The sequence below is a fragment of the Nanhaiella sioensis genome (assembly GCF_046557775.1).
Classification (GTDB): Bacteria; Bacillota; Bacilli; order Bacillales; family SM2101; genus Nanhaiella; species Nanhaiella sioensis.
Map to the genome: position 1 here is coordinate 928,143 of NZ_JBKAEG010000001.1, position 23,451 is coordinate 951,593.

The following is a 23,451-nucleotide window of genomic DNA, read 5'->3' on the forward strand; positions in this document are numbered from 1 at the left end:
AATCAAGTCTGCTATATAACGCTTATTTTACAACAAAACCGACCGATCACTTGTAAACCCTGAACCACGAATGCGCTGAAACTCTTCTAATAATTGCTCTACAGTCAATTTCTTTTTCTCTACTCCGCTAGCTTCAAAAATAATTTGGCCTTTATCCATCATAATTAAGCGGTTGCCCAAGTCTAGAGCTTGTTGCATATTATGGGTGACCATCAAAGTCGTTAGCTTATTCTTTTCTACAATTTCTTTAGTTAAATTTGTGATTAATTCTGCCCTAGCAGGATCTAATGCTGCTGTATGTTCGTCTAATAACAATATTTTTGGATCTGTGAATGAAGCCATTAATAAAGACAATGCTTGACGTTCACCACCTGATAATAAGCCTACTTTTGCATTTAAGCGATCTTCTAGCCCCAAGTGAAGTGTCTCAAGCTGTTCTTTAAAAAACACCTTACGCTTTTTTGTTACACCCTTGTGTAAAGTTCTTCTTTTTATTCTCGAAAAAGCCATTGCCAAATTCTCTTCAATCGTCATCGTCGGCGCAGTACCTGCCATTGGATCTTGAAATACTCTGCCGATATATTGAGCTCGCTTATGTTCTGGTAGATTCGTTACTTGTTGCCCATCAATTATAACCTCACCTATGTCGGGGTAAATCCTACCTGACACAACATTCATAAGCGTTGATTTCCCTGCGCCATTACTTCCTATGACCGTCACGAAATCTCCTTTATTTAATGATAACGTTATGTGATCTAATGCAATTTTTTCATCAAGCGTTCCTTCGTTAAAAACTTTGAAGATATGGTTAAAATCAAGCATCTATATCACCTCTTTATTCGCTAGTTGCTTGTGATCATTTACGAATGCTTGTAATCGCTGCTTTTTGCGTTTTTTGTCTTTACGTGATTCAAATATTTTAGGAATAATTAATGCACAGACAACTATGACTGCAGTAATTAACTTCAAATCACCTGGTTCTAAAAATTCTACACGCAAAGCAATACTTACAACAATGCGGTAAATAATTGCACCACCGATCACGGCAAATGTCGTTCGCATAATCGATTTCGTACCAAATATTGCTTCACCAATAATAACTGAGGCCAAGCCAATAATAATGATACCTATTCCCATTCCGACATCACTAAAGCCATTATATTGTGCAATAACTGCACCAGAAAAAGCGACAAGGGCATTGGATAATCCTAGTCCAACTACTGTTAAAGCATTCGTATTTGCTGAAAAGCTACGAATCATATTTTTATTGTCACCAGTGGCGCGTAGTGCAAGTCCAATCTCCGTTTGAAGAAAGCGATCTAAAATAAGTTTAATGGCAAATGTAATTATAATCATGAAAATAACAATTGCCCAAGTTTTTGGTATATACCCTGAATACCCTATTGCTCTCAACACATTGACTACACCTGTATCAAACCCTAAACTCTTCCAAAAATCCGTTAAAATTGTAACCACTGTTGTTTCATTTAACATCGGTATATTTGATCTTCCCATTATACGAAGATTAATAGAATATAATGCAATCATCATTAAAATCCCTGATAACAGCGGATTTATTTTTCCTTTCGTATGAAGCAAACCAGTGATACAACCAGCAATAAATCCCGCTAGTAAAGAAGCGATTGTAGCTATAAAAGGATTGATACCATTTACTATTAGAATTGCGGCTACGGCTGCTCCAATTACAAAACTCCCATCAACGGTTAAGTCTGGAAAGTCTAAAATTCGAAATGATAAGTATACACCTAATGCCATAATTGCATAAATAATACCTGACTCAAATGCTCCGAATATTGCTGTAGGCATAGTATTTTCACCCTTCCAGTTAAAAAATATATTTTTTCAATAAGTTGTTATGAAAAGCGCAAGTGCCTGGTCATCCCCGACAAGTACTGGAGCCTGCGTTTTGCAATAAGGCCTTTTTTTCATTTTGATAAAATGCCGAATTGACCTCGAGGTGATAGGCGCTGGAACTGTTCATCGATCATTATTATTCAAAGAATGAGTTCTCTCAAAAATATTATACTTGCTTACCTTTCAAACAGAAAAATATGTTCCTTTCTTCTATATATAAGAAAGGAACACAATAGTAATCTATTCACTACTCTTCATTTAAATATTCAGCGATATCATCCCACTCGCTATTTATATCGATACCCATATTTTCAGCTGCTTTTTTGTTAATCTGTAATTTTAAGTTTTGTGGATACTGTACTGGTAGTTCTGAAGTTGTTTTTTCTCCTGTTAATATTTGTGCTGCCATCTCACCGGCTTCATAGCCAATATCAAAGTAGTCAAAACCGTAAGCAGCAAATCCACCATTTTCAACCGAATCAAGTTCACCAACAAACAATGGAATATCATTTTCTTCTGATACCATGATGACTGATTCTAACGCACTAACAACAGTGTTATCTGTAATAATGTATATCACATCAACATTTCCAATGAGAGATTCAGTCGCTTGCTTTACCTCAGCAGATGTTGACACAGATGCTGAGACAATTTCAAGATCTGTTCCTTTCATTGCTTCTTCCACTAGTTTAACTTGTGCATTGGAATTTTGTTCTCCAGAGTTGTATACCATCCCTACACGTTTACCTTCAAAATATTGGTCGATAAATTCAACTGTATTGGGTACTGCATTTGGATGTGTATCAGTTGTACCCGTTATATTCGTACCAGGCTTATCCATTGCTTCTACTAGCTCAGCACCAACCGGATCAGTCACAGACGTAAATACGATTGGAATTTCACTCGTTTCATTTAACACACCTTGAGCACTTGGAGTTGAGTTAGCAAAAATTAAGTCTACATTATCTCCTACTAACTTCTCGGCTATTAAATTACTCGTATTAGGGTCACCTTGAGCAATTTGAACGTCATATTCAACCTCTAATCCCTTATCTGCTAATGCTTGCTTAAATCCATCAAACGCAGCATCTAATGAGTCATGCTCTACAATTTGTGTCACACCTATTTTATATGTTTCTCCAGCATCCCCTGTATTGGATCCACCGCTTTCGTCAGTGCCACAGCCACTCAAAATTAATACTGAAGCAAGAGTACTGCCGAGTATACCTTTCAAACTTTTTTTCATCTTTTAAAAACCCCCTTGTAAACTATTATTCTATGTTTTATTTGTTTCTTTTACACTTTTATACTTTTATGCTTTTATGCTTCGGTGCTTTTATGCATTAAATTATACATGAATAATATAAAACATCAAGATTTTTTTTCATAATACGCAATAACTGTTCCATTTGAACAAAGAACACCGTCTATAAATGTCACACTAAATAATATATGAATATTATTAATTATCAAAAAATATTACTCATTATTTTCCGTGAAATTTAGGAGGTCGCTTCTCGGAAAATGCATGTAGAGCTTCCAATCGATCTTCGGTCGGAATTGTTACTTCATATGCTTTTCTTTCAATTTCCAGACCTGTTTGTATATCAGTATTCATCCCCTGCTTTATAGCAAATTTTGCTTGTTGTAAAGCAACAGGGCCATTTTTCAGCATTTCATTAGCAAATTGTACACTTTCGGCTATTAAATGATCTTTAGGTACAACTTTAGTAACTAAACCATACGTTAAAGCCTGTGCAGAATTTAATCTCTTAGCTGTCAAAATTAATTCTAGAGCTTTTTCTGTTCCTATTATTCGAGGTAGACGTTGTGTACCGCCAGCACCTGGTATAATAGCTAAACTCGTTTCAGTTAAGCCTAATTGTGTACCTTCAACAACGAAACGAAAATCACAAGAAAGAGCTAACTCGAGCCCACCACCAAATGCATAGCCATTTATTGCAGCTATTGTCGGCTGAGGGAGTTTATCAATGTTTGTGAATAATTGACCGATTTTAGTTAAATTTCTTTTTACTTCTATGTCAGATAATGTTCTTCTCTCTTTTAAGTCTGCCCCTACTGAAAATGCCTTATCTCCTGTCCCAGTAAAAATAACAACTCTAATATCGCTACTAGCATGTATTTCTTCAATCTTTTTCTCTAGACTACATAGCAAATCGTAATTAAAACAATTAAGAGCCTCAGGACGATTTAATGTAACAGTTGCAATATGATTTTCAACATGCAATTTTACGACACTAATAAGATCACCTACTTCATTTTTTTTCATAGTTATTGTTCTAATTCTAAGTGAAATGAATAAATTCCTTTTTTTAAAGAAAAATCATTCAGAAAATTTTGTTTTTTATAGATTTATGCGCTGTTTGACAAAATATAAACACGTATACATCTAGCATTGGTGGCATCTTTTCTACATTTAAAATGATTAAGTTCTTATACAACTCATCGTAGTGTCCATTATTAGTAATGCTGTTTTCATGTTGTTTTTTCGTATTAAGAAATAAACAAGTAGTCAACTAGCATTCGTGGTACCTTTTCTTTCATACGACGATGCCCAACATATAAAACCACTTGTTATCGTACTAATTTGATAACAATAGCAACAGAGTTTAAGAAAAGAGCTTTGACAAACTATTTATATGTATAAATGTCATGAAATTGTGATACTTTTCACATTGATAGCAAAGAATTTTAGCAGTATAATTATGGTATACCGAACGTTCGATACGTTATCATTCAAATTTTTTCATGACATTATTTTATATTAAAAATTAAATAACGTAGAGGATGAGATGATTATGAATATTACCATTTGGCCACACGTAATTACTATGCCTATTTACTTTATTGTTTTAATATTCATCGTCGCTTTTTTCAGAAAACACTATAAACTAGCAGCTTATTTTTGGATTGCATCTCTATTTACATTCCCATTATGGATTCTAGGTGGAGTTGAAGGATGGTTTCGCTGGGCGAAAATATTAAGTGTCATCTTACCAACCATCATCGTTGGCTTTTCGCGTATAGCCGTTTACGAAAATAAAAAAGGTAAAATATGGAATTTTCTAAAATCAGAACAATTTCTATGGTTTTTCTACGCCATCTTGTTTTTAAATATTATGGAAGCAACGATAAAAGATGCTACTATGGGTAATTACTTTAATGCAGCAACCGGGTTTCTCTTATGTGTCACCATACCATTCGCTCCAAAGTTTTGGAAGATTACTACTGAAAAACATGGAGATCTTATAGCTTATACGACTGCTTCTTGGAACTTTCTCTATACAACATGGAACGCTTGCTTCGTCTATGCTGAGAGTCCTGTCTATTTTGCGAGTTCATTAACTATTTTACTTGCAGCAGAGCTATACCCATTGATGAAAGGACGTCCAGAATTATATATTACTGCTCGAGTATATACACTAGCTGCACACCTGCTCTTAAGAGCAAGTTTTGATATATTCCCTATGACGATGGATTCCTCTTCTTGGTATAATCCAGAAGTATTAAAAACATGGGGCATGATTAACTTCATCTTAATCGTTCCATATGTCTTTTGGCATATGTGGCAATTACAAACTGGAAAAGCCGAAAAAAGCTTTAGACGTCAGCGTGCGGCGTAATTCCCCATCTCTATTTGAATTTTTTGAAAGCGCTTTACAAATAAAAGGTCAGACCCTAGCTAAACTGGGGCTCTGACCTTCATGCTGTTGATCTATTTGTATATGTTACAATTAGCCTATATCTTATGTTGCTACAATTATAAGCTTGTTGTTGCTTGCTGTTTTAAAGCACGTCTTAATATTTTTCCTGTTGTGTTTTTTGGTAACTCTTCTATAAACTCTATTGAGGTAGGGATTTTATATTTTGCTAGATGCTCTATACAATAATCAAGGACTTCTTTCTCAGTAAGTTGGTTGTTTGTTGTTACTACAAAGCTTTTTACTGCCTCACCAAAGTTCGGGTCTGGAACACCAATGACCGCAGCCTCGATAATATCTGGATGATTATATAGAACCTCTTCTACTTCTCGTGGATATACATTATATCCACCTACTAGTACCATGTCTTTTTTTCTATCTACAATATAAAAATACCCCTCTTCATCCATACGTGCCAAATCACCAGTGTATAACCACCCATCCATAATCGTATGAGCAGTTTCTTCAGGCATTTTATAATAGCCTTTCATCACATTTGGCCCACGAACAATAAGCTCACCTACTTGTCCAGGTGGAACTTCCTCACCCATTTCGTCAACTACCTTATTTTCTATATTAAAAATACTTGTACCAATAGAGCCTGGTTTTCTTGGACGATCTAGCGGATTAAATGCAGTAACTGGCGAAGCTTCGGACAAACCGTAACCCTCTGAAACGATAACATTAAACTTTTGTTCAAAACCTTTTAACAGTGCTACTGGCATTGATGCACCACCAGAAATACAAAGACGTAAAGATGCTAAATCTTCTTTATTTCCCTCTGGATGTTGTAATAAAAAGTTATACATTGTTGGGACACCTGCAAAAACTGTCGCTTCATATGTCTTTGCAACACGAAATACTTCTTCGGGACTAAACTTTGGTAATATTATCAACGTTCCGCCATTCATAAGTGGCGCATTCAGTGCAACAGTTAGGCAAAACACATGAAACATCGGTAATGTTGTAATTACACGGTCAGTATCACTTAATTTTAAATATTGTGCAACATCTATCGCATTACTATACAAATTTTTATGAGTCAGCATTGCCCCTTTTGGTTTCCCAGTTGTTCCTGATGTATAAAGGATAACCGCTACATCATCTTCAGCTAATGTTGGACCTTCATAAGTAAAGCTTCCTAATGAGATTATCTTTGAAAACGATTTCATTTTTTCAGATGTAACAATTGCAGATGAATCAACACCCACCTCTTTCCCTTGTGGTGTTTCACAATAAATGATATGCTCGACACCTTTCATGATAGGAAGCATAGGTTCTACTTGTGGAAGTAAAACATCAAAGGTAATAATCGCTTTAACATCCCCATTATTAACGATATAACTAATTTCATCGGCAGTATAAATAGGATTAATAGGTATAATAGTTGCTCCTACCTTCAATGCACCGTAAAGCGAAATTACAAAGTAAGGTGAATTACCTAATAAAAGTGCAATGTGATCCCCTTTGCCAATACCTAGTTTGTCTAACCCACTAGCAAACGCATTCACAGCACTATCTAGCTCAGCATATGTGCTAGCTTTATCTTGAAAAATATAAGCTGGTTTTGCTGGGTATTTCTGTGCAGATTCTGACAAGCGCGAAGTTAAATTCAAAATACTCCCTCCCTATTATAATGAATGAGTAACCATTCATTTTTTCGGCATATTAATATACACTTCTATTATATTGAAATAATCTAGTTTACTCAAGGAACGAAATAAAAAATTTCTGAAATTTATTTCATTTCATTATTTTTAACTATTTCAACCCCAAACATAGCCAGTCTTTGCAAGAGTTACATTACCTTGATATAGTTTTTCAGCTTCCCTAATTAATTGTTCATGCTCACCAAAGTGGGGAAGATGTGTTAGTAAAAGTTCCTTGACTTTTGCTTTATTTGCGATATAACCAGCTTCTTCACTAGTCATGTGTCCAGCGTTCGTTCCATTTTGATTTGCATATAAATTGCTTTCACAAATAAATAAATCAGCTTGTTGAGCAAATGAAATAAATTTCTTATCAAAACTAGAGTCAGCAGTATAAACTATTGATTGATCACCTGCTTGTATTCTCATTGCATAACACTTTACTGGATGCACTGTTTGAATAAAGGTAATGGAAAAAGGTCCAATGTGTAATTTTTTTTCAGGGTTATATGCAATTCCTCTTGAAATATTTTTATACGATAGCCTATCAAACTCTATTTGATCATGTGAATGTCCATAAATCGGTAATTCCTTCAGTTCTTTCCCCATAAAACGGTGAATTAACAAAGCGTATTGTAGAGAGCCAATGTCTGCAATATGATCATGATGATAGTGAGAAAGTAAAACAGCATCTAGTTGGTCAATTTGAATAAATTTTTGAAGTTGTGATAGAACCGCACTTCCGCAATCAACTAATAATGAAAAACCTTCATGCTCAATTAAGTAACCTGACGTTGCTTCTCCTGCGGCAGGATACCCACCCCAATATCCAATTACTGTCATATTCATCTTCATTCTTCCTTTCAAAATACTCCTATTTCATTTCATTGTACCCTTTTACACCTAAATATTACACTGGCTCACTTGAACCTGCTAGAACCTAACCGTTCTTCGTTAAATATCGTGGATACACCTAAGAGCCATTTATGATGAATGTATGCGATCAGTTTTGCCTATTTACAAGCTTTGTTACAAAACAGTTATTGACTAAACAAAACTGTTATAATACAATATATACATAACATAATTCGGAGGGGATACGAAATGATTGAGAAAAGTAGTGACTTCTTCAAAAACTTACCACCAAAAAAATGTACTGATTGTAATAAAGAAATAGATGAACAACATGAATGCTATGGTAACATCTGTAACGATTGTCTTCATGTTAAATAATAAAATTTATAAATAATAGCCTGCTGATAACCAATCAGCAGGCTTTGTTCTATGCTCTAATATTTTTTCTTTATTTCAGGAATCAGTTGAATAGACTCTCCACTTGAAATTCCAAGATTTGTTCATTATGATTGTGCAGTATTTGCTCCATATTTACGCTTAAACTGCATTACAAAATATAATAGCGTTCCTAATGACATCAATACAATGAACATTAAGAGGATTGTTGCATTTTGCCACATAAATCCATAATCACCGCTTGATATTACTGCCTTCAACCCTGAAACTGTATAGGTCATTGGTAATAATGTATTAAACGGTTGTAATACATCTGGAATTACTTCTAACGGGAACGTTCCGGCACTAGTTGTTAATTGCAAAATTAAAATAACTATTGCTAAGAAGCGTCCTGGATCATTAAAGCAAGTCACTAAAAACTGAATCAATGTGATAAAGGTGACACTAGTTAGAATGCTAAACAAGATAAATAATGAAACACTTTTCACTTCAAGACCTAAGCCATATAATAGCACTGCATCGGCTATTAGCGCTTGAATTATACCAACTATAACCAGTACTCCAAATTTACTAATAAACCAACTAAACGGATTTTTTGGGGCTGCGACCGTTTCACGTAAAGGAAATACAATCGACAAGAGCAATGCCCCCACAAACAACCCTAAACTTAAGAAGTATGGCGCAAACCCTGTTCCATAGTTTGGTACTTCATTCATTTTCTTTTCTTCGACTGATACTGGGTCTGCGAACATATTATACATATCATCGTTACCTGATATTTCCGATGTCTCTGTGGAGGCATCAGTTAATTTCGTAGAAAGTTCATTCGTTCCGTCAGAAAGCTCTCCAAACCCATCAATTAATTCTATAGATCCATCTGCTAATTGACTAGCTCCATCTTCTAGCGCCAAAGAGCCAGTTGCTAATTCATCTATACCAGCTGATAATTTATTACTACCGTCTAGTAAATTGCCAGTACCTACTTGTGCCTCTGTAATCTTTTCTCCGAATAATTGAAGCCCTCCTACAAGTTGATCTTGACCATCTAACAGTTTAGTAGCACCATCAACTAGTAGCTGTTGCCCTTCAGCCAACTCGATTATTCCAGTTTGTAACGCAAGTTGTCCTTGATGAAGCTTATTCATTTCTGTTGAAAGTACTGTTGCACCACCATTGATTTCGTCAGCAGCAACCTTTAACTGTTCTAATCCACCATTTACTTCTTTACTTCCATCTATTAAGCTCGCCATTGTTACTTTAAGTTGTTCCTTTTGTTCTTCAGGTAACGAATCCAACATTGGTTGAATAACTTCATTTAGTTGTTCAATACCGTTTGACAACTCGGTTGACCCAGCTGCAGTTTGTTCTGCTGCTTGCTTCCATTGTTCTATTGATCCAATTAACTGTTGGGTCCCTTCATTTAACTGTAAGGATCCATCTGTTAATTGAGGAATAGAAGACTGAGCTGTTTCCACTCCCTGTAGTGATTGTTGCAAACCATTTGACAATTGTTCTGTACCAGTTTGAGCTTCAAGAGCTCCAGCTAGCAATTCTTCCTGGCCTGTCTTCATTTCCTCAAATCCATCTTTTAAAGCTGTTACGCCATCAACTAATTCTTTTGAACCATTATTTGATGCTTGTAACCCTTCCTTAAATGTAATTGTATTGCTTGCTAGCCTTGCTAAATTTTCTTGCAACGTAATTGCACCATCGTTAAGTTCGGTAACTCCATCATCAATCTTACTTGCACCATCACTAGCCTCTGTTAAACCATCTGCTAATTCATCAACATTGTCAAATAAGCTTTCTGCGAATGTTGCACTAATTTCATTCGCTAGCTCAGCTTTAATTTTTTCAATTGCAGATTCTCCAATTTGTCCAGCAAGAAAGTTATAACTTTCATTCGGTATATATTTAAGCTCTAGTTTGGTAGGGGTATCTTCTAACAATGTTGTAGCACGCTCAGAAAAATCTGCTGGAATTTCAACCATCATATAATAATCTAGATTGTCTAACCCTTCTTGAGCTACATTTTTATCGACAAAATCCCATCCAAAACCTTCATTATCTTTTAATTGATCTACTAGATCATCTCCTATGTGCAGTTCTTCATCATTATACTCTGTTCCAGTATCTTGATTTACAACTGCTACAGGTAAGCGATCCATTTGATCGTATGGATCCCAGAAAGCCCATAAAAACATCCCACTATATAACAGCGGAATAAACATTAACACAATGATTGGAACAATGAGTTTCTTGTTCGTTACCATCGCCTTTAGTTCTTGAATTAACAATGATATTCCTCTCATAGTATCCCCCTAGTAACATTTGACTGTTTTGTTCATTTGGTCAATAATGCTAAAAATTTAAGGATCATCTAATTGATAATCCCTCTAAGAAATAGAGCTCGAATAAGTGTAATATTTGTTCCTTACCTAAAGGTTCGTGATTTTTTTCCCAATCAAAAATTAATGCAATATACAATTTCAAAAAAATAAATGCAGTCATTTCTGGATCACAATTTCTCATTTCTTTTTTATCTATTGCAACGATAATTTTCTGTTTAATAAATCCAATAATAGCATCTTCGAGTTTAACCATAGCTTCTTGAACTGCAGGTGTACCAATCTGATTTTCCTCTTCAATTAACTTGATCATCAGTTGATGTCTCTTTCTAAATTCCAATATTTTGTATAAAGCTCTGTGCGCATTCTCGTAGAAACGTAATGTTGGATCAATTGCTTCTTCTGCAGCCTCTTTCATTTCGGCAATTAATGAAGATGTTATTTCGTCAAATAACTCTTCTTTATTTTTAAAGAATGTATATATCGTACCTTTCCCAACGTTAGCTAGCTTTGCGACTTGATCCATTGTTGTTGCTTTATACCCAAACAGAGAAAAAGATTTTGTCGCTGCGTCTATTATTAGTTGTTTTCGATCTTTAACCACTACTACACCTCATTCCACAACTGACCAAATGAACATTTTAGTCATTTAGTATGAAAATACTATAACACAAGGCCAAAACCTTGATCAATACTTTTGGTATCAATTTTATAAAAACAGTTTTTTCTAAAAACTGCAAACGTATTCACACCTTCAGTCTGTAGATGTATGAAAGTTCCTTTTCGTATCGGCTTAAATTTGTAGCAATCATTCAATATAAATACCGATTTATTCCAATTGTTTATACGTTATGCTTAAGGCAAGGCTCATTTCATTACTATTTAAGGCATTAGGCAAGTTGTTCATTATATCCAGTTCACATTCGCTTTCAAAAAGTCGAGATAGATGTAACAAACCATTGTTAACTACATGTAGTATGCTTCGTACGGAAACCACCATTTGTACGAAAAACAGCCTAATGTAAATAAAGGAGGAATACAGATGAACATGAATCATTATTTACAAAGAATAGGTATACACTCCCTCACCGGTGAAAAAGAACAAGACTTGAGAAGCTTACAACGACAACACCTATACACAGTTCCATTTGAAAATTTAGATGTCATAAACAGCGTACCCATAAAGCTTAATTTAACTAATATCTATCATAAAATCGTGAATAATGAACGAGGTGGCTTTTGTTATGAATTAAATGGCTTATTTAATTGGCTACTAGAGAAACTCGACTACAAAGTAACGATGATTTCAGCAACAATATCGACTGGGAAAAATCAGTGGTATAAAGCAAATAGCCATTTAACGAATTTAGTAACTATTAATGAACGTGATTATTTGGTAGATGTGGGCTGCGGGGATACAGTCCGTTCACCAATACTATTAACCGGAGAAATTGTTGAGGATATTAGTGGAAAGTACCGCATACAGTCTGTTGACGATATATTTTTGATTTACAAAAGCACATGAATAATGAATGGAATACACAATTCCGCTTTAGCAAAACACCAAGAGAATATGACTTCTTTAATGAGATATGTCATTGGAATCAAACTAATACACAATCTAAATTCACACAGCAGACAATCGTTACAATTGCAACCCCTAATGGCCGAGTAACGGTAACTGATGAGCACATCATTATAACTAATGATGATCAGAAGTCAAAACAAGCTTACTCAACAAGCGAATTTAACACGATCCTAAATTACTATTTTGATATTAATTGATAGGACACCTTTGATCTTTATTATCGACCTTAGGGGGAAATGATTATGAACGATAAACCTGCTGGTCCTATTTTAGCTGGAGTAATAGGTGCTGTATTGGGTGGCCTTAGTTTTTTATTTTTAAAAAATGTCGTAAGCATGACTACTCCATTAAATATTTTATCGATAAGATTTACGATTGCTTTTCTAGTAATCGCACTCCTTGTTTTAAGCAATGCTGTAAAAATTCAATATTACAATAAACCAATACTTCCTCTTATTTTATTTTCAACCATCCATCCAGTACTCGCATTTTTGTTGCAAACGTATGGCATGAAGTATACAACTTCAAGTGAAGCGGGAGTTATAACAGCACTTGTTCCTATTATCGTCATGATATTGGCTTCTGTGTTATTGAAGGAACGAACTACCATTACGCAAAAAACTTCTATTATGCTATCTGTCGGTGGAGTAACATACATTACTTTAATGAAAGGACTTGAAACTGATGGAAATCTTGTTGGTATCACACTCATTGTTTTATCCGCCCTTTCAATGGCACTATACACAGTATTAATCAGAGAAATTGCTAAACAATTCACAGCTATGGAAATCACCTTTGCGATGATGGGTATTGGTATGGTTATTTTTAATATCCTCCTATTTTTGTCACCTGAAAGGGTAGATTACTCCATGTTATTAAATACAAGCTTTTTGTTTTCAATTTTGTATCTAGCTATAATATCTTCTCTACTTGGAGCTATGTTAAAAAACTACGCTTATGCTCGAATGAAAGCCTCTCAAGCAGGTGTATTTATGAATCTAGCTACTATTGTAAGTATTATTGCAGGCGTATTTATTTTGAATGAGCCATTTTACAGCTATCACCTGATAGGTTCAATGCTGATAATCTTAGGGGTTGTTGGTGTTCATCTACAAAGAGTTAATCTCAAAAGGTTTTTTTAAAATAGGCTGCGTTAAATTTTAATGTTGATACTTTAGATAAACTAAAGGGAAACCTTGACATATGGTTTCCCTTCTTTTGTTCACTAACCCCGTTAGGAGTTAAATAGGTGAATGAACTATCGAAACTAATGAATAACATCACGCACTATACACAACAAAAAAGTAGCTAATTGTATACTACATTCTATTGGCTACAATAAGTTTATCTAGGTATTTAAACAATGTTTTTCCTTTGAATTTAGACTTAATAGTTACAACAAAAGTTGATTCATCAATTTCCTTACCTTCTATTTTATATCTGATTTTTAATGAGTCAGGAGACCGTGTTAGGATATTCATATAAATATCAGGGCTCTGAATACTTTGCTGTTTGTTAAATTTTAAATTCGTATCTAGAGAATTCTTCTCAACAATATAATGATCCGGATTAGAATTAAGAATAATTAACTCATTATTTGAAAAAGGTGGAAGTTTATTAGAAAAGTCCACTGTAATTGTTAATGTATCTTCATGTTCTTCAATAAATGTGTTGACTACTAATTCATTGAAGGTATCTTCAAAATAATAGTGTTCATAAAGATATAAGCTGAACCAAAAAATATAAAATAAGGCAAAGAATAATAATGTTACAATTAATTTTTTCCTCATAAACTCCTCCTTTAAGGTAGATTTTGAAGTTGGATTTAAGGAATATACTCAAATACAAGATTAATTGTATTGTAAAAAACCCTTCAAATGGATAGGCCTATATACTCTTTTTCAATCCGCATTTATTACACTCACATATGAAAATATAATCCTTTACAGAACTTTTAAATCTAGTTGAGTCACAGTTATCGCATCGACCACTAGCTTTATCGGGGAAATCTTTGTAGTCATATACCTTATTTAAATCTATCTCTTTGTTATCAGTCATATTATCACCTTTAATTAGATTTAAGCTCATCTATAATAGCAGACTTAAGTGATTATTTATAGTCGAAAGACAATAATACTGAACGAATGAATGAAATGAGAGCTGCTCGAAAGGGGCATGAGGGTTAATGGTAAGGGTTTTAGTATGGTTTGTTACAAAAGAAAAAATATGGTATGATGAACATAAATAAAGAGTATATTAAATAGACCGAAGATGTTAGCGCATCTTCGACCTTAGATAGACGTTCCACAGGGATCGGCTAAATACAGAGAAATAGACCTCGCCCCTAGCGTAAGGGAGGTCTATTTTTTATTCATTGACTGCATGTGCACAAACAATGCAACTAGTCCTACAATTAAAGATGAAAATCCTAGTGCTACCATCAGTGCTTCGTATACAGTCATTTGGCGTCACCCCCTTACTATCATGACATGGGGATTAGCCGACCGCCCTATTCACATACTATCTTTCTCTATTATACCACATTTTTCCCTATGAAAGAACTGCCGTTCTGTATAACCCCAAATATATTAACATTATTCAACAAGCTTAGACATTTTACGGTTCTTTCCATAATAGAAATCAAACCTCCTGTTTCTCATATCTATCTTCTAAGAGTACCTTTTAAAATTTTGATATATAAGTCCCTTGACAACCCATACCTCATCATAATTATCTACCTCATAAATTTGAAACCATCTATTACTCCCGTTCGTATTAATTCTCCTCGTTTATTTTTAAAAATATAATGTAATTTTATGTCTTTCTTTAGAGGATATACCAATTTTTTGTAGAAAACACTATTGTTGAAGGAGGCGATGGGAAATGCAAAAGTTTAAAATTTTCACTTTAACTATTACATTGTTAATATCTGTATTGTTATCAGGCATGACGGTTAGAGCCAGTACAAGCTTTAGTGATGTTTCTGATGATTTTTGGGCTAAGAATGAAATTGAATTTTTGAGTGGTGAAAACATTATTAAGGGCTTTTCTGACGGTACATTTAAGCCAAATGATGAGGTAAAAAGAGTACAAGCAGCTATAATGATTGTTCGTGCTTTAGGTCTAGATACATCAAACCGTCCAAATCCAGGAATCAGTGATATTAATTTTCTAGATCAAGAAGCTTTTAAAGCAATTGCTACAGTTGTAGATGAAGGGATTTTTGCAAAAGAAGATTATTTTTACCCTTATAGTGCATTAACACGAGGTGAGATGGCAGTAGCATTAGTAAATGCATATAAATTAGAAGGTACATATGAAGGAGAAATAACTGATGTTTCAAATGAGTTATTTCCGTATGTGAGTTTATTAGCATCAAATGGAATAACACAAATATATGATGATAATACATATAAGCCAGATAATACAGTTAAACGTGCTCATTTCGCAGTATTTTTCTCTAGAGTGCTAGATGATTCATTTAAAGTAAAGAATGAAGAAGAAACAACAGAAAGTGAAGATGAGTTAACTACGCAAAATATCGATTTGGTAAGTGTTGATCTAGAAAAGGAAATTGTAACAATTAGTAACGCTGGCAATGAAGATGTTGATATGACAGGATGGACATTAGTAAGTGTTGAAGGCAATCAGACTTTCGAATTTCCTAGTGGATATGTTTTAAATGTTGGTTCTACAGTGTACATTACAAGTGGAAAAAACGCTCAAGAGTCATCACCAACGTATTTAAAGTGGACTGGAGCCAATATTTGGAACAATGGTGGAGATGTAGCAGAGTTGTATAATGCGGATGGTGAGCTAGTTGATGAATTATAGTAATTCTTTAGTTAACTGAATAATAAAAAAGGGCTTATAAAGTCCTTTTTTTGTAGTTATTTTTACAATAAAACTTGCATATTGTCATTACATTTATGACAATACTTAAGGCAGCGAAAATCAGATCAATATGATACATCAACTGTTTACACAATAAATGAATTGTCGACAGAATCAGCATTTTTGAAAATTGTCAACTGGAGTGGCTTGTTAGGAAATTACGATATTATTATAAAGGATTAACTTAGATAATTTTAAAAAAATAAGTATTTTACTTGAATATAAAAAAGACCAAGTTATTGGTCATTAGAAATGATGAAAGCATCAAGATCAGTTAGCCATTTATCGATACCCGACTTAGGAAAGTAATATTCATTTCCCAATTTCACATACGGTAACGGGCTATCGTTATTAAAATCAGGGAGCAACAGGTTTACCTGGGAATCTCTTATTCCTAAATACTCACCTAATTCGTCCGAGTGTAACAATTGCTTTTGTGTGCTACTTATTGAATTTGAAGCAATTAGTCTTTCCGGTAGATCTGATATTTGATTAGAAATTCCCCAATTACTATCAGAGATGTAGTTTGCTATTCTCTCATTACCTCTGGAAATTGAACTAGATATTACCAACTGCCTATTACTATACAAATAGCTAAAGTAAATAGTGATCTTGCTATTAAATTTTCTTTCATAGATTTTCACCCCTAAATATAATATATGTCTATTATATAAAAATTCCCCAACAACAGGGTGTGAAACTTAATTTTCGGTTTTTTGTTTTAGTAAATCAGAATAAAATGACCATTTTATTTGGAAGGCTCTGTTAATTTCCAATGTTGATAATTGCATAAAAAAAATATAAAAAATCCCAATTATTAGGGTTCCCTATATTTTTGTTAATCTTATTCCAGCATTTAATCAACTTTAATTCCAAAAGCTATCCATCTTCCATCTATATCTTCAACTACAAATTCTTTATTATTGTAGTCAGTGTTATCTAATGAACGGACAATCTTCACATTAGAATTGACCATTTCTTCTTGAAGTTCTTCTTGATTTTTAGTTATAAAGTAAGCATCGTACCCGTAACCATATAATTCCCTATTCGGAATTACTTTTTGTCCATTAGATTTGGTTAAGATAATCTCTGTCGTATCACGATATAAACAAATATGAGGTTCATTAGAGTTCAAATAATTAGCAACTCTAAATCCCATTTTCTCTTCATAAAAGTTTGCGGTTTTCATTATATTCTTGGTTGGAAATATGCAGTGAGATTCTAATAAAAGGTTCTTCATTTACTTTCTCCTCGTATAAAAATGGTTTCCTACCAATTTCTATAAACTCTTTGCAAAATCCTTCTTTGATAAAAATGCCTCGATAGATTTGATAGGATAGGATTTACACATTGAATTTTGACAGTTGTAAACTGTCATATGTGTCCGTCATTTCAAATACAAATGATGATAATAGAAGCTCTTTTATATGCTGTTTAGTGAATCGAGTATGTAGCTACTTCGTATGTTTAGGCTCTTTTCATAAACTTTGTTGCTATTATTTCTAAAATGGACAGTTTGATGAGTTTTAGGAGAATTCAATAATTATAAAAGTAGAAAAGATGCCACGAACGCTAGATATATACGTGCTTAACCTTAGAACGAAAAGCAACAATCAATGCGAAAACAGCCTTTGTTTAACACCTATAAAATCGAGGAGGTATATTAAAAAAAAGGCTAACTATAATGATATGCTCCCCTTAAGGTAGACAGATTAAAAAATAAAATCTGATTACCTTAAGGGGGCTTTTTTATGTCCAATAAATTTTTCTCTATTGAATTTAAACATGAAGTGGTGAGGGCATTTAACAACGAAAACTTCACTCTAAAAGAGCTAACAACAATGTACCAAATTCCTAAAAATACTATTTATAAATGGGTAGAGCGATTTGAGAAAAGTGGAATTGATGGGTTAATTGACTCTAAAACATGGAAAAACTACTCCAAAGAATTAAAGGAAGCTGCAGTTAAAGATTATTTGTCAGGGGAATACTCTCAACGTGAGGTTGTTCGTAAATATGAAATTTCGAGTTGTTCCGTCCTTGAGAAATGGGTTTACAAGTATAATAGTCATAGTGAATTAAAAGATACGAAACAAGGAAGGACAAGGACTATGACTAACGGAAGAAATACGACTTGGGAAGAACGGATACAAATTGTAATGGACTGTTTAGAGAATGGCAAAGATTATCAAACAACAGCTGAGACCTACAAGGTCTCTTATCAACAGGTGTACCAATGGGTTAAGAAGTATGAAAATGGTGGAGATGAAGGACTTAAAGATAAACGTGGAAAAAAGAAAGAAGAAGTAAAGCTAACTCCAGAAGAGAAGATTGAACTCCAGATGAAAAAGCTAGAAAGAGAAAATGAGCGCTTACGTGCGGAAAATTTATTCTTAAAAAAGTTAGAGGAAATCGAAAGGAGGCGAAAGTAAGCTGCATTCGATATGAAGACAAGTATATTGCCATTCAGGAACTTAATGAAAGCAAAGGCCTGAGTATTCTATTGCTTTGTGAAGTGGCAGGTATTACAAGAGGTGCTTACTATAAGTGGCTAAAACGGAAGCCTTCGGCACAAGAACTTCAGAACGAAGAGATTATTAAAGAAATGATGGTTCTACATAAGAAGGTCGATGGGATATATGGATATCGTCGAATGACGTTAAATATCAATCGGAAATTTGAAGAGAACTTTAATTACAAACGTATTTATAGACTAATGAAGGTAGCCTGCATACAGTCTGTCATTCGAAGAAAGAAAAATTCTTATAAGAGCTCTACTCCTCAACATGTCGCAGAAAATGTGTTAAATCGCGAATTCACGGCAGAAAAACCGAATGAAAAATGGGTAACGGACGTAACGGAATTTAAATATGGAGCATCAAAGAAAGCTTATTTAAGTGCTATTCTCGATCTATATGATGGCTCAATTATTAGTTATGTTTTAGGGAATTCGAATAATAACCTTCTTGTGTTTAATACTCTTGACCGAGCGATAGACCAACTGAACGGGGATTATCCACTAATACATAGTGATCGAGGATTTCAGTACACATCTAAAGGGTTTAAACGAAAAATAGATGCCGCTAAGATGACACAGAGTAGGTCGATGCATTGATAATGGACCGATGGAATCTTTTTGGGGAGCATTGAAATGTGAGAAGTATTATTTAAATAAATATGAGAATTTTGAAGAATTATCTCAAGCCATAGAAGACTATATACATTTTTATAATTACGATAGGTACCAAAAACGATTAAATGGCCTTAGCCCTATGGAATATAGAGCTAAAGCCGCTTAAGTGACTTTTTATTATTTCCGCTGTCTACTAGACAGGGGGCAGTTCATAATTAGTTAACCTCTACTAGTTCTTTTGAATGCGTTTGGATATATTCTAAAACTTTCTTAACTGCCTCTTCTCCTTGATCTATACAATCTGGGATACCTAAGCCTTCGAACGAGCTTCCTGCTAAAAATACGCCGGGTAATTCCTTCTCCATTACTTCCTTCACATTCTCCACTCGTTCTTTATGCCCAACAGTGTATTGAGGCATTGATTTTTTCCATCGAGTTATAATAGAAAACTCTGGATCGCTAGTAATATTCATTGTTTTATTTAAGTCTTCCAAAACAACCTTTATGATCTCGTCATCCGTTTGATCAACAATTGCTTCATCTCCAGCTCTACCTACATAGCACCGTAACAGGATTTTTCCTTTTGGTGTTGTATGTGGCCATTTCTTATGTGTCCAAGTACATGCAGTGATGGTATAATCACTATTTCTTGAAACAACAAACCCTGTACCATCTATGTCTTTGTTGATTGCCGACTGCGGAAATGCAAGTGCAACTGTAGCAACTGAAGTTGATGGCATATTCTTAAATTGGTCAAAAAACGAATAATCAGCAAGAATGTTTTGGGTAATTTCATGTGGTGTTGTAATAACAACCGTATCAGCTATTATTTGCTCACCATTACTTAAATGAACGATATATTCATCATTTACCTTTTCTAACTTGATCACACTTGTGTTCTTTAATACTGAACCAGTATCTAACTTCTCCTCAACTGCTTCAACTAATGATTGTAAACCAGTTGAAACAGTTAAGAACATTCCTTTTGCTTTACCCTTTTCAGCATTTTTTGCTTTTCGCGGTGTCATACTCTTCATTCCGACTATTAAACTACCATGCTTTTGTTCAACTTGATAAAATTGCGGAAAAGTTGATAATAAGCTCAGTTTGTCGATATCACCTGCATATATACCTGACAGTAATGGCTCTATTAAATTTTCTACAACTTCATCACCTAAACGTCTGCGGAAAAACTGTCCTAATGATTGATCACCAACTACTTTTGATTTAGGTAATACAAAATCAGCTGCTGCTCTAATTTTACCGAATGGCGAAAACAGCCCTGTTGTAACAAATGGAGCAATTTGTGTAGGAATTCCCATAATGGAGCCGCCTGGCATCGGGTGTAAGTTCCCTTTTACTTGTACAAAAGATTGTCCGGTAGAATTATTTACTAGTTTATCCCCTAGTCCCACCTCTGTTGCAAGTCTTGATGCACTTCTCTTTCTTTCTAAAAAAGAATCTGGTCCCTTCTCAATAACAAAGCCATCTCGTTCGGCTGTTTGAATCTTTCCTCCCAGATGATTGGAGGATTCTATTAACGTACATGCTAAAGAAATCCCTTTCTCTCTTGCTTCCTTTTGCAAGTAATATGCTGTTGTTACTCCAGTGATACCACCACCAATTACGACAGTCCTTCTCTTCACATTACTCACTTGCACATCGCCTTCTTTATTATAGTTTTTTATTATCTAATTCTTTTAACACAACTGAAGCCATTGCATCTATGAAATTTGAGTTCGTATTTGGCATTTTAGGACGGTAGTATGTTGCATTCAATTCATCAGTAACCATTTTACATTCAATGTCATTATCATATAATACTTCCAAATGATCGGAGACAAACCCAACAGGTATATATACGAATGTCTTATACCCTTGTTCTTTATACAGCTGTCTAGTTAAATCTTGTACGTCTGGTCCTAACCACGGTTCAGGCGTATTACCAGCACTCTGCCAGCCGATTACATAGTCAGAAATCTCCGCATTCGTTGAAATTAAATCAGCTGTTTGCTGTAATTGCTGCAAGTAAGGGTCACCATTAGCAAGGATTTTTTCAGGTAAACTATGAGCTGATACAATAAGTACAGCATTATTCCGTTGCTCATCAGACATTTTATGATAAGTTTCTGTCACCTTTTCCACCCAATAATTGATAAATTTAGGCTCATCATACCAACTTTCAATTGCATGAATGTTTGGTCCACCTAGTTTATCAGCAGCTTCCTTAGCCCTACCATTATAAGATTTAACACTGAAAGTTGAAAAGTGCGGCGCTAAAACAATGCTAACTGCTTCTTCAATTCCGTCGTCTTTCATTTGTTTCACAGCATCTTCAACAAATGGCTCAATATGCTTTAAGCCAAGATAAGGTTTAAATTCTATCTCCTGCTGAATATCATTTAAATGTGAAGCAAGCTTAGCTGCTTGTTCTTGGGTAATTTTAGCGAGTGGAGAAATTCCACCAATTGCTTGATATCGTTCTCTAAGATCCTCAAGCATATCTATAGTTGGTTTTCTTCCACGTCGGATATGAGTATAATATCTTTCTATATCTTCCTCATTGTATGGTGTCCCATAGGCCATAACGAGCAAACCCATTTGTTTCTTCATAATTTTATTGCCCCCTTTTAATCTCTAAGCCAATATACCCCTTCTACATCTTTGTTACTTGTTTAATGAATAATCATGGATAAATGCAGTAAGACGTTTTAAAGTTTCGGGTTGAACTTCCGGAAATACCCCATGACCGAGATTAAAAATATAACCAGGTAACTCCATACCTTGATCTAATATTGCTTTAGTTCGTTCTTCAATGACATCCCACGGTGCGAGTAAAATTGCTGGGTCAAGGTTTCCTTGTACTGGTTTATGAATACCTATAGACCTAGCTTCTTTTATCGGAAGTCGCCAATCTAAACCTACAACATTTAACGGTAAATCATGCCATTCTTTAGCTAAATGGCTTGCACCAACACCAAACATAATTAATGGAACTTGCTCTTCACTTAGTTCTGAAAAAATTCGATTCATTATTGGTTTAATAAAATAACGATAATCTGCAACATTTAATGCTCCAACCCATGAATCAAATATTTGTATCGCACTAGCACCTGCATTAATTTGTGATTTTACATATGTAATAACCATGTCTCCTAACTTGTCCATTAAGGCAAACCAAGCAGTTGGTTCTGCATACATAAAGGCTTTCGTCTTATTGTAATTTTTCGACGGACCTCCCTCAATCATATAGCTAGCAAGTGTAAATGGTGCTCCCGAAAAACTAATTAGTGGTACATTTAATTGTTCTGTAGTCAATAATTTAATTGTATCAAGAACATATGGTACATCAGCTTCCGGATTTATTTTCCCTAGATTTTCAACATCGTTTAATGAACGTATCGGATTCGATATAACTGGTCCAATACCTGATTTAATTTCTACGTCAACCCCCATTGCCGGAAGAGGGGTCATAATATCTTTATATAAAATTGCTGCATCAACATTATATTGCTCAACTGGAAGTCTCGTCACATAAGCACAAAGTTCTGGTTGATGAGTAATGTCAAAAAGCGAGTATTTTTCTTTTATCTTTCTGTATTCTGGTTGTGAGCGCCCTGCTTGACGCATGTACCAAACAGGCACGTAATCTGTCTTTTCACCTCTACATGCCTTCAAAAACGTATCATTTATAATTGTGTTGTTTGCCATAAAGCCCATCCTTTCATTATTCCACCTAAATATCATATAAGAACTCTTATTTCCAATCAAATGATACATATTATTATACAAAACAATACACTGATAGTAGTATGTATATCTTGTGAACGTTTTCTTTTATTCAATATGAAGACTTGGCTGTAGCCAAGTCTATCGTTTTATTTATACAAGCCCTCATCATAAATTTTGTTATCATATTAACTTAAAAAGGACACCTAGGCGTAGTATGAATGTAACTTCTCTCCTTTTTTAGAAGGAAAGATCCTCAAAA

The 23,451-nt window shown here is 34.4% G+C and carries 22 protein-coding genes and 1 pseudogene; 7 read left to right on the forward strand and 16 right to left on the reverse strand.

What is annotated here, in order from left to right; genetic code table 11:
* Nucleotides 1-27: 27 nt before the first annotated feature.
* The 4 genes from V1503_RS04330 to V1503_RS04345 all read right to left on the reverse strand — a co-directional run bounded on the left by V1503_RS04330 (nt 28) and on the right by V1503_RS04345 (nt 4,138).
* Complete coding sequence (locus tag V1503_RS04330; RefSeq protein WP_410625093.1) at nt 28-822, reverse strand: ABC transporter ATP-binding protein; 795 nt, start codon at nt 820-822, stop codon at nt 28-30.
* Complete coding sequence (locus V1503_RS04335) at nt 823-1,827, reverse strand: ABC transporter permease (RefSeq protein ID WP_410625095.1); 1,005 nt, start codon at nt 1,825-1,827, stop codon at nt 823-825.
* 295 nt (nt 1,828-2,122) lie between these two features.
* Nucleotides 2,123-3,121 (reverse strand): ABC transporter substrate-binding protein, encoded by a 999-nt coding sequence (locus tag V1503_RS04340; protein ID WP_320258133.1) that lies wholly within the window; start codon nt 3,119-3,121, stop codon nt 2,123-2,125.
* Nucleotides 3,122-3,361: 240 nt separating this feature from the next.
* Nucleotides 3,362-4,138: an enoyl-CoA hydratase-related protein gene (locus tag V1503_RS04345; RefSeq protein WP_410629380.1), complete on the reverse strand. Its 777-nt coding sequence runs from the start codon at nt 4,136-4,138 to the stop codon at nt 3,362-3,364.
* Between the two features lie 556 nt (nt 4,139-4,694).
* Between V1503_RS04345 and V1503_RS04350 the strand changes: the two genes are divergently transcribed.
* Nucleotides 4,695-5,519, forward strand: a complete 825-nt coding sequence (locus V1503_RS04350; RefSeq protein WP_320258131.1) for a hypothetical protein — start codon at nt 4,695-4,697, stop codon at nt 5,517-5,519.
* A gap of 137 nt (nt 5,520-5,656) precedes the next feature.
* Here the strand turns inward: V1503_RS04350 and V1503_RS04355 are convergent, their stop codons facing one another.
* Nucleotides 5,657-7,213: a fatty acid--CoA ligase family protein gene (locus V1503_RS04355; RefSeq protein WP_410625097.1), complete on the reverse strand. Its 1,557-nt coding sequence runs from the start codon at nt 7,211-7,213 to the stop codon at nt 5,657-5,659.
* Between the two features lie 150 nt (nt 7,214-7,363).
* Nucleotides 7,364-8,095 (reverse strand): MBL fold metallo-hydrolase, encoded by a 732-nt coding sequence (locus V1503_RS04360; RefSeq protein ID WP_410625099.1) that lies wholly within the window; start codon nt 8,093-8,095, stop codon nt 7,364-7,366.
* A gap of 255 nt (nt 8,096-8,350) precedes the next feature.
* Between V1503_RS04360 and yhfH the strand changes: the two genes are divergently transcribed.
* The gene (gene yhfH / locus V1503_RS04365; RefSeq protein ID WP_214482421.1) at nt 8,351-8,479 is read left to right on the forward strand and encodes a protein YhfH; all 129 of its coding nucleotides are present in this window, start codon (nt 8,351-8,353) and stop codon (nt 8,477-8,479) included.
* Nucleotides 8,480-8,604: 125 nt separating this feature from the next.
* Here the strand turns inward: yhfH and V1503_RS04370 are convergent, their stop codons facing one another.
* Nucleotides 8,605-10,809 (reverse strand): YhgE/Pip family protein, encoded by a 2,205-nt coding sequence (locus V1503_RS04370; protein WP_410625101.1) that lies wholly within the window; start codon nt 10,807-10,809, stop codon nt 8,605-8,607.
* A 64-nt stretch (nt 10,810-10,873) separates the two neighbouring features.
* Nucleotides 10,874-11,449, reverse strand: coding sequence for a TetR/AcrR family transcriptional regulator (locus tag V1503_RS04375; RefSeq protein WP_214482419.1), 576 nt, complete (start codon nt 11,447-11,449; stop codon nt 10,874-10,876).
* Nucleotides 11,450-11,887: 438 nt separating this feature from the next.
* Here V1503_RS04375 and V1503_RS04380 point away from each other — a divergent pair, with 438 nt between their 5' ends.
* Genes V1503_RS04380 through V1503_RS04390 form a run of 3 tightly spaced genes read left to right on the forward strand, consistent with a single transcriptional unit; the run spans nt 11,888 to nt 13,575 of the window.
* A complete protein-coding gene (locus V1503_RS04380) occupies nt 11,888-12,370 on the forward strand; it encodes an arylamine N-acetyltransferase family protein (protein ID WP_410625104.1) in 483 nt (160 codons plus the stop codon).
* The gene (locus V1503_RS04385) at nt 12,367-12,630 is read left to right on the forward strand and encodes an arylamine N-acetyltransferase (RefSeq protein ID WP_410625106.1); all 264 of its coding nucleotides are present in this window, start codon (nt 12,367-12,369) and stop codon (nt 12,628-12,630) included. The genes V1503_RS04380 and V1503_RS04385 overlap by 4 nt, the downstream gene beginning before the upstream one ends.
* A 45-nt stretch (nt 12,631-12,675) precedes the next feature.
* Nucleotides 12,676-13,575, forward strand: a complete 900-nt coding sequence (locus V1503_RS04390; RefSeq protein ID WP_410625107.1) for a DMT family transporter — start codon at nt 12,676-12,678, stop codon at nt 13,573-13,575.
* 177 nt (nt 13,576-13,752) lie between these two features.
* On the opposite strand, the gene V1503_RS04395 is transcribed toward V1503_RS04390, so the two are convergent.
* From V1503_RS04395 to V1503_RS04400, 3 genes are all read right to left on the reverse strand, one after another.
* Nucleotides 13,753-14,223: a hypothetical protein gene (locus V1503_RS04395; protein ID WP_410625109.1), complete on the reverse strand. Its 471-nt coding sequence runs from the start codon at nt 14,221-14,223 to the stop codon at nt 13,753-13,755.
* A gap of 97 nt (nt 14,224-14,320) precedes the next feature.
* Nucleotides 14,321-14,491 carry a DUF8096 family protein gene (locus V1503_RS25160; protein ID WP_496113359.1) on the reverse strand — a complete coding sequence of 57 codons (171 nt, stop codon included), beginning with the start codon at nt 14,489-14,491 and terminating at the stop codon, nt 14,321-14,323.
* Nucleotides 14,492-14,793: 302 nt separating this feature from the next.
* Nucleotides 14,794-14,895, reverse strand: a complete 102-nt coding sequence (locus V1503_RS04400) for a putative holin-like toxin (RefSeq protein WP_250886841.1) — start codon at nt 14,893-14,895, stop codon at nt 14,794-14,796.
* A 421-nt stretch (nt 14,896-15,316) separates the two neighbouring features.
* On the opposite strand from V1503_RS04400, the gene V1503_RS04405 reads away from it, so the two are divergent.
* The gene (locus V1503_RS04405; protein ID WP_410625111.1) at nt 15,317-16,267 is read left to right on the forward strand and encodes an S-layer homology domain-containing protein; all 951 of its coding nucleotides are present in this window, start codon (nt 15,317-15,319) and stop codon (nt 16,265-16,267) included.
* A 296-nt stretch (nt 16,268-16,563) separates the two neighbouring features.
* Here the strand turns inward: V1503_RS04405 and V1503_RS04410 are convergent, their stop codons facing one another.
* Nucleotides 16,564-16,899: a helix-turn-helix domain-containing protein gene (locus V1503_RS04410; RefSeq protein ID WP_410625113.1), complete on the reverse strand. Its 336-nt coding sequence runs from the start codon at nt 16,897-16,899 to the stop codon at nt 16,564-16,566.
* A 284-nt stretch (nt 16,900-17,183) separates the two neighbouring features.
* The gene (locus V1503_RS04415; RefSeq protein ID WP_410625115.1) at nt 17,184-17,567 is read right to left on the reverse strand and encodes a VOC family protein; all 384 of its coding nucleotides are present in this window, start codon (nt 17,565-17,567) and stop codon (nt 17,184-17,186) included.
* 511 nt (nt 17,568-18,078) lie between these two features.
* Between V1503_RS04415 and V1503_RS04420 the strand changes: the two are divergent.
* Nucleotides 18,079-19,626 (forward strand): annotated as a pseudogene (locus V1503_RS04420) (IS3 family transposase).
* Between the two features lie 49 nt (nt 19,627-19,675).
* Here V1503_RS04420 and hemY read toward each other — a convergent pair.
* From hemY to hemE, 3 genes are read right to left on the reverse strand one after another with little or no spacing between them, the layout of a single operon-like run.
* Complete coding sequence (hemY, locus tag V1503_RS04425; RefSeq protein ID WP_410629381.1) at nt 19,676-21,106, reverse strand: protoporphyrinogen oxidase; 1,431 nt, start codon at nt 21,104-21,106, stop codon at nt 19,676-19,678.
* A 28-nt stretch (nt 21,107-21,134) separates the two neighbouring features.
* Nucleotides 21,135-22,076, reverse strand: coding sequence for a ferrochelatase (gene hemH, locus V1503_RS04430; protein WP_410629382.1), 942 nt, complete (start codon nt 22,074-22,076; stop codon nt 21,135-21,137).
* A gap of 51 nt (nt 22,077-22,127) precedes the next feature.
* Nucleotides 22,128-23,171 carry a uroporphyrinogen decarboxylase gene (gene hemE / locus V1503_RS04435; RefSeq protein ID WP_214482416.1) on the reverse strand — a complete coding sequence of 348 codons (1,044 nt, stop codon included), beginning with the start codon at nt 23,169-23,171 and terminating at the stop codon, nt 22,128-22,130.
* Between the last annotated feature and the right edge of the window lie 280 nt (nt 23,172-23,451).